Source organism: Roseicyclus sp. (genome assembly GCF_052168335.1).
Lineage (GTDB): Bacteria > Pseudomonadota > Alphaproteobacteria > Rhodobacterales > Rhodobacteraceae > Roseibacterium.
In genome coordinates, this window is the sequence record NZ_JBQLZP010000028.1 from 1 (window position 1) to 5,792 (window position 5,792).

5 protein-coding genes and 1 pseudogene are annotated in these 5,792 nt (G+C 71.4%); 3 read left to right on the forward strand and 3 right to left on the reverse strand.

Annotation, left to right across the window (positions count from 1 at the left end; all coding sequences use genetic code 11):
* Positions 1 to 140: 140 nt before the first annotated feature.
* Complete coding sequence (locus tag ACTS11_RS00940) at positions 141 to 362, reverse strand: winged helix-turn-helix domain-containing protein (RefSeq protein WP_442638480.1); 222 nt, start codon at positions 360 to 362, stop codon at positions 141 to 143.
* A gap of 363 nt (positions 363 to 725) precedes the next feature.
* On the opposite strand from ACTS11_RS00940, the gene guaA reads away from it, so the two are divergent.
* Both guaA and ACTS11_RS00950 read left to right on the forward strand, forming a co-directional pair.
* Positions 726 to 2,303 (forward strand): glutamine-hydrolyzing GMP synthase, encoded by a 1,578-nt coding sequence (gene guaA, locus ACTS11_RS00945; protein WP_442638484.1) that lies wholly within the window; start codon positions 726 to 728, stop codon positions 2,301 to 2,303.
* Between the two features lie 13 nt (positions 2,304 to 2,316).
* On the forward strand, positions 2,317 to 2,979 hold the full coding sequence (locus ACTS11_RS00950; RefSeq protein ID WP_442638481.1) for a YdcF family protein: 663 nt from the start codon (positions 2,317 to 2,319) through the stop codon (positions 2,977 to 2,979).
* A 4-nt stretch (positions 2,980 to 2,983) separates the two neighbouring features.
* On the opposite strand, the gene ACTS11_RS00955 is transcribed toward ACTS11_RS00950, so the two are convergent.
* Positions 2,984 to 4,357 (reverse strand): outer membrane protein assembly factor BamB family protein, encoded by a 1,374-nt coding sequence (locus ACTS11_RS00955; protein WP_442638482.1) that lies wholly within the window; start codon positions 4,355 to 4,357, stop codon positions 2,984 to 2,986.
* Between the two features lie 46 nt (positions 4,358 to 4,403).
* Complete coding sequence (locus ACTS11_RS00960; RefSeq protein ID WP_442638483.1) at positions 4,404 to 5,294, reverse strand: hypothetical protein; 891 nt, start codon at positions 5,292 to 5,294, stop codon at positions 4,404 to 4,406.
* Positions 5,295 to 5,542: 248 nt separating this feature from the next.
* Between ACTS11_RS00960 and ACTS11_RS00965 the strand changes: the two are divergent.
* A pseudogene (locus tag ACTS11_RS00965) lies at positions 5,543 to 5,792 on the forward strand (efflux RND transporter periplasmic adaptor subunit); the annotation flags it as partial.

The window sequence follows — 5,792 nt, forward strand, 5'->3', positions numbered from 1 at the left end:
CGTTCCGCTTCGGCCATGGCTCTTCCTTTCGCGCCTGCGCTGTCGTCCCCGTGCCTGCGGAATACCGCGCGCGGCCCCTCGCGCGCGGCCGGATTGCGGCAGTTTGCAGGGAAAAGCGACATGCGCGCGACGACCGCCGGTCACGAGCCCGCAGGCGCCAGGAACGCCTCGGTCGCCTCCATCACCGCGAGGCCGCGCCAGACCCGGGCCACCAGCGCATCCTTCTCCACCACCTCGCCCGCCCGCTCGGCGAGGGCCGCGAGCAGCTCGAAGACCTGCGGCTCGACATGCACGGTGCTTCCGCCCCGGCGCAGCTCGAACCGCGCCGTGTCAAGTTCGCAGTCGGCGAAGGCGTAGATCATGGGAACAGCCTGTCCCACGGACGGCGGCCTCTCAAGGCTTCGAGGATGTCCGGCGCGAAAGACAAGCAGACCGCAAGCTCCCCGCAAGCCCGCCTTCAAGTGTCCGGCGGCGTGTCGCGCCATCCTCTCCCTGCCAACGGAAGGAAGATCGACATGACACGCACCTACGAACCCCGCCGCCGCCCGGACGGAAGCCTCGACACCGCCCACTACATCGCGCTGGGGCGCCGCCATCGCGCGCTCAAGGCGGGCAGCCTCCTCGGGGCGCTGCACCCCGGCCGGCGGCACCAGGCCCTGCGCGGGGAACCCGGGCGGCGGACGGCACATCTTGCGCCCGCCCGGGACGCGCCCTATGCCTCGCCCATGACGCACGCGCCCGATCCCGCCCGCCATCACGAACGCCTGCTGATCATCGACTTCGGCAGCCAGGTCACGCAGCTCATCGCACGCCGCCTGCGCGAGCTGAACGTCTACTGCGAGATCCATCCGTTCCAGAACGTGACCGACGCCTTCCTCGCGGAGTTCGCGCCCAAGGCCGTGATCTTCTCGGGCGGTCCGGCGAGCGTGATCGACGAAGGGTCCCCCCGCCCGCCGGAGCGGGTCTTCGAGCTCGGCGTGCCGATCCTCGGCATCTGCTACGGCCAGCAGGTCATGATGGAGATGCTCGGCGGCAAGGTCGTGCGCGGCGAGGGCACGGCCGAATTCGGCCGCGCCTACGTCACCCACGGGGAGGAGCGGATCGACCTTCTGACCGGCTGGTTCCTCGAGGGGCGCGAGCAGGTCTGGATGTCCCACGGCGACCACGTGAGCCGCCTCGCCCCGGGCTTCGAGGTCTACGCCACCTCGCCCGGCGCGCCCTTCGCCATCACCGCGGACCTGTCCCGCAACTTCTACGCCGTGCAGTTCCACCCGGAGGTCCACCACACCCCGAACGGCCGCACGCTCTACGAGAACTTCGTCAAGCTCGCGGGCTTCCACGGCGACTGGACCATGGCCGCCTACCGCGACGAGGCGATCCGCCAGATCCGCGAGACGGTGGGCGATGCCCGCGTGATCTGCGGGCTTTCGGGCGGGGTCGACAGCTCGGTCGCCGCGGTCCTCATCCACGAGGCCATCGGCGACCAGCTCACCTGCGTCTTCGTCGATCACGGGCTTCTCCGCCTCAACGAGGCTGAGGAGGTCGTGACCATGTTCCGCGACCACTACAACATTCCGCTGATCCATGCCGACGAGAGCGAGCGGTTCCTGAGCGCGCTGGAGGGTGTTTCCGATCCGGAAACGAAGCGGAAGACGATCGGCAGACTGTTCATCGACGTCTTCCAGCACTACGCCGACCAGATCGAGGGGGCCGAGTTCCTGGCCCAGGGCACGCTCTACCCCGATGTCATTGAGTCGGTGAGCTTTTCCGGCGGCCCCTCGGTCACGATCAAGTCGCATCACAACGTGGGCGGCCTGCCCGAGAAGATGGGGCTCAAGCTGGTGGAACCGCTGCGCGAGCTCTTCAAGGACGAGGTTCGCGCGCTCGGCCACGAACTCGGCCTGCCCGCCTCCTTCATCGGCCGCCACCCCTTCCCCGGCCCCGGCCTCGCCATCCGCTGCCCCGGCGAGATCACGCGCGAGAAGCTCGAGATCCTGCGCAAGGCCGACGCCGTCTACATCGACCAGATCCGCCGCCACGGCCTCTACGACGAGATCTGGCAGGCCTTCGTCGCGATCCTGCCGGTGCGGACCGTGGGCGTGATGGGCGACGGGCGGACCTACGACTACGCCTGCGCGCTGCGCGCCGTCACCTCCGTCGACGGGATGACCGCCGACTACTACCCGTTCAGCCACGAGTTCCTCGGCGAGACCGCGACGCGGATCATCAACGAGGTCAAGGGGATCAACCGGGTCACCTACGACATCACCTCGAAACCCCCGGGCACGATCGAGTGGGAGTGAGGGCGCGCGCCCGATGAGGGTCCTGCGGCGGCTGGCTTTCTCGGGCCTCGTGCTCTGGGCGGCGACGTTCCTGGCCGTCCTCGCCGCCTCCGCCTTCTGGCCGCGCGAACGTGTCCCCGAACGCCCCGCCGATGCCATCGTGTGCCTCGGCGCAGGGCTGGTGGACGACGTCTCCCGACTGCCGGACAGCGCCTCGACCCGGCGGGCCGCCACCTGTGCCGCGCTGCATGCAGCGGGCGTCGCACCCCTGATCGTCTTCACGGGCTATGGCAACACCGTCGCCTCCGCCGGCGATGGCATGGCCGATGTCGCGCGGGAGGCAGGTGTGACGGAGGCGGCGATCCTCGTGGACCCCCACGCGCTCTCGACGATCCAGAACGCCGCCAATTCGCTCGCCCTCCTGCCCCAGGGGACCGGGCGCATCGTGATCGTTTCCGACGCCTTCCACCTGCCGAGGGCCTGGGTGATCTTCCGTCTCATGGGGCCGGACGAGGTCGCGCCGGTGGCCGCCGCGGACCCGTTCCCGGCCTCTTCCGCACCGGCCGGACGGTCGACCCTGTCATGGGTCCTGCGCGAGTCGGTGGCGATCTGGTTCAACGCCGCGCGCGGCGTGGCCTACGTCGCCGCAGGGCTCGCGGGCGTCGATCACGCCACGCGGATCGGCTGGTTCGACTGAGGCCTCAGCGGTAGGCCGCGAGCCGTCCGTCGCGCGTGACCACCATCAGAACGTTGCCCACGACGATCGGGTGCGAGGCCGCGCCGCCCCGGACCGGGACCGTCTGCGTCAGCGCGCCGCTCACCGGGTCGAAGAAGCGGATCTGCCCGTCACCCGAGGCCACCACGAGGCGCCCGCCCGCGAGGATCGGGCCGTAATGGGTGAAGACCGCGCGCCGACGCCGCTCGCGCTCGCGCACGTAGAGCGGCAGTTCGGTGCCCCAGATCCGGTCGCCGGTCGCGGCCTCGACGCGGATCAGCTCGTTCCGGTCGGAGACGAAGAAGAGGCTGCCGCCCGCCGCCAGGACCGGGGAATAGCTGCCGTCCGTGGCGGTCCACAGACGCTCGCCCGTCGATGCGCTCAGCGCCACGACCCGGCCCGACTGGTTGCCCGCGTAGACCGTGTTGCCGACCACGACCGGGTCGCCGGTGATGTCGCTGATGTTGGAATAGGCGACGCCGAGCCGCCCGCCCGCCACCGCGGTCGCCCAGGTGCGCGCGCCGGTATCGCGCCGGGCGGCGACGAGCTCGCCCGAGCCGAAGGGGAAGATCACCGTGCCGTCCGCGATGGCCGGAGCGGCCCCGCCGGTGCGCAGCGCCTGTGCGGGCGCCGAGGGGATCTCCCAGCGGATGCGACCGACATCGGTGCTGATCGCCCAGGCGCTGTTGTCGCGGCTCACGACATAGACCGTGTCGCCCTCGACGGTGGGCGCGCCGATCCCCGCGTCGAGGCGCTGGCGCCAGCGCACCGCGCCGCTGGCCACGTCGAGCGCGACGAGCTCGCCGTAGCCGGTGGTCGCGTAGAGCGTGTTGCCCGACAGCGCGAGGCCGCCGCCCGAGACGCTGCCGTTCCGGTCGAAGCCCGCCGTCAGGTCCGCGGACCAGAGCGTCTGGCCCGAGGCGATGGAATGCGCGCGGACGCCCGCGGCGGAATCGAGCGTGAAGACGCGGCCATCGCCCGCGACCGGGTCGGCGGTCAGGCGGTTGCGGCGGCTGTCGCCCTGACCGATGTTCACGGACCAGACCTGCGACGGGTTCGCGCTCAGCGTCGCGTGGGGCGTTCGGTTCTGCGCGTCGAAGCCGCGCTGTTCCCAGCTCGCGAAGGTGCTGGCGCCGGGAAGGTCGATGGCGCGCGCCTCGTCGGCCGGCTCCGCCGCGGCGGAGGCGTCGCCGGCCAGCGTCGCCATGAGCGGCACACGGGTGCCGAAGCGTTCGCCCTGAAGGATCTGCTCGCGGTCGCCGCAGCCGGCGAGCAGAGTGACCGCGGCCAGCGCGAACGCGCCCCCGAGCCGCATGCGCGCCCGCGTGGTCCCGCTGCCGAGCGTGTCGCCGTGCGTCATCGCGCGCCCCTTTCCCTCGTCGCCCCCCGCCGGTCGTCCCGGCGGATCATTGTCCCGCCGGCGCGTCCGCGCCGGCATCTTCTTCCGCACCCGGCGCGTCCGCGCCGGCATCCTCGTCCGTCACCGGCGCACCGGCGCCGGCATCGTCTTCCGCGGCCGGGGCCCCGGCACCGGCATCGTCTTCCGCGGCCGGTGTCTCCGTCTCCGCTGCGGCCCCCGTCGCCTCGTCCGGCGTTTCGGCGGGGGCCCCTTCGGTCGCCTCTCCGGCCGCAGGCTCGGGCGCGGCGTCGACCAGCGACGCCCCGCTTTCGAGCGCCACAATCAACTGCCCTGTCCGCTGTTGCAAGCCGGCCGTGGCATCGGCGGCGATTTCGAGCCTGCGGAGCCGCTCGACACCGCTCTCCACGTCGCCCGAGGCGATGTCGAGGAGCGCAAGCTGCTCCTCGGCGAGCGCGGCGTAGGGCGCGCCGGGCTCGGCCAGCGTGCCGAGAACGAGGCGCGCCTCGGCCTCCGGCAACGGTTCCAGAAGGTGCGCCTTGAGGAGCGCGAGATGCACGTAGCGGATGGCGAGGCCGGGGGCCTCGGCCGCGCTCCGCAGCCGGGCGGCGGCCGCCGCGCGTTCCTCGCCCTCGGCAGCCTCGCTCGCGGCCAGCAGCGCGAGCAGGATCTCGCCCTCCGGGCCCGGCGCTTCGATCGCGTCGAGACGCGCGATCCGCTCGGCGGGATCGGCCGCGTCAAGGGCGGTGATGACCGCATCGCCGAAGGCCTGCGCCGTGGCCTCGGTCTGCGCGCGGCGGTATTCGAGGATCGCTGCGCCGCCCACCAGCACGAGGACGATCACGACCGCGAGCCACGCCCACTTGCGGAAGAACGCGAACAAGCGGTCGCGGCGAACCTCTTCGGTCACCTCGTCGATGAAACTGTCGGGGTTGGCCATGATGCCGCCTGCGTCCGCCTCGATGTTGCCGAGGCTCTTAGCGCGGCAGCAAGGTCGCCTGCAAGCGCGGAGCCGTCATGCGGGTTTTTCTGCGCGCCCCCAACTGAACGGTTCGGTTCAGTCTTGCACCTGCAGCACGAAGAAACTAATCTGAACCGGTCCGTTCAGCGTAACCCTGCCAACGACCACGCAAGGCGCGCATCGCCACACGTCGCTTAGGCACAGAAAGACACATGAAACCAGTTCCGATGATTATCGCGGCGCTCGTCTGCGTCGCCCTGTACTTCGTCATTCTGGACAGGGAGACGCTGGTGAGCTTCGCCGCGCGCTTCGGGCCGGATGCCGAAGAGACCGGCGAGGCGGCGACCCCGCCCGAGACCCTCGCCGAGACGGCGGAGGCCGGCCTCGTCCACGTCACCGTGCGCCGCTCCGAGCAGCAGATCGCCGAGAACGCCGTGCTCCTGCGCGGCCGCACCGAGGCCGCGCGGAGCGTCGACG

Coding starts and splice junctions, on each gene's coding strand:
- ACTS11_RS00940 (WP_442638480.1), bottom strand. CDS start 362: ATGATCTACGCCTTCGCCGACTGCGAACTTGACACGGCGCGGTTCGAG.
- guaA (WP_442638484.1), top strand. CDS start 726: ATGACGCACGCGCCCGATCCCGCCCGCCATCACGAACGCCTGCTGATC.
- ACTS11_RS00950 (WP_442638481.1), top strand. CDS start 2,317: ATGAGGGTCCTGCGGCGGCTGGCTTTCTCGGGCCTCGTGCTCTGGGCG.
- ACTS11_RS00955 (WP_442638482.1), bottom strand. CDS start 4,357: ATGACGCACGGCGACACGCTCGGCAGCGGGACCACGCGGGCGCGCATG.
- ACTS11_RS00960 (WP_442638483.1), bottom strand. CDS start 5,294: ATGGCCAACCCCGACAGTTTCATCGACGAGGTGACCGAAGAGGTTCGC.